The 1,159-nt window shown below is 33.4% G+C and carries 1 pseudogene; it reads right to left on the reverse strand.

Annotation, left to right across the window (positions count from 1 at the left end):
- Positions 1-60: 60 nt before the first annotated feature.
- Positions 61-873 (reverse strand): annotated as a pseudogene (uvrC, locus tag F6K13_RS34205) (excinuclease ABC subunit UvrC); the annotation flags it as partial.
- Positions 874-1,159: the final 286 nt, after the last annotated feature.

Genomic DNA, 1,159 nt, shown 5'->3' on the forward strand with positions numbered 1-1,159 from the left:
TCTGGTAATGACAAATTTGCTTGCGTTCAATTATTCCAAATTCGAGCAGGTAAATTAGTCATTACCAGCTAATGCTATTGCATCTCTGGAAACTCGATCGTCTGGCAAAGAAACTTTTTGGTCGGCATTTAGAGAATCTAAACCTCTAATTTGGTCACGAATAGCTGCCGCTTTTTCAAAATTTAAAGCCTCTGCTTCTTTTGCCATTTGAGTATTCAATATATCAATTAATTCTCCTGTTCTGCCTTGAAAAACCATTGCGACTTTTTGCACAATTTTATGATATTCATCTGGTGTTATTAATTCCTGACAAACTCCCGGACAGTGACCAATATCATAATTCAGACAAGGGCGGTCTTTAAATAAAGGTTTTGGTCGTTGACGTAGAGGAAAAATTTGTTTGACTAAATGTAGGGTATTTCTTAAAAGTCTGGTATCTACATAAGGACCGTAATAACGGTCTTGAGCTTTACCTAATCGTCGTTTTCTAGTAATAAAAACTCTGGGGTAATTTTCTGACCAAGTTATACATAAATATGGATATTTTTTATCATCTTTGAGTAAGACATTAAAATATGGTTGATGCTGTTTAACAAGATTAGCTTCTAATGCTAAAGCTTCTGCTTCTGTATCTGTGACAATAAATTCAATTTCCACCACTTGTTGTACCATTAAACTAATACGATGACTGTGGTTTTTGCTTTCTCGAAAATAGGAGCGGACTCGATTTCTGAGCTTTTTTGATTTACCAATATAAAGGATGCGATCGCTACTATCGTGCATTAAATAAACTCCCGGAGTTTGGGGAATTTCTTTGAGGCGATTTTCTAATTTTTTTGAGTCTTTTACTAGGGGTAAAGTTTTAGTTATCATATTTTTTATTATCCTAACTGGTAAATATTTTACTTAACTATCAATTAAATTCAAAAAGAATAAATGTATAACCAATATTATATTATTTCTCCTCTTTTTTTTGTAACTTATATTATTTTTACTGTTTTACTTAGATAAAATACAGTAATTGAATCCATTCCATAATTGTCAGCATTCAGGCGTCATCTCTCAGCTCTCAGCTCTCAGCGTTCCTAGTTTATTGCATTTGGAGTAGGGATTAGGATTGAGCTTGAGCAAGAATTAAAAGTCTGGGAAAAAGCAAAGG

The organism is Okeania sp. SIO2B9 (assembly GCF_010672505.1).
In the GTDB taxonomy this organism is placed as follows: Bacteria; Cyanobacteriota; Cyanobacteriia; order Cyanobacteriales; family Microcoleaceae; genus Okeania; species Okeania hirsuta.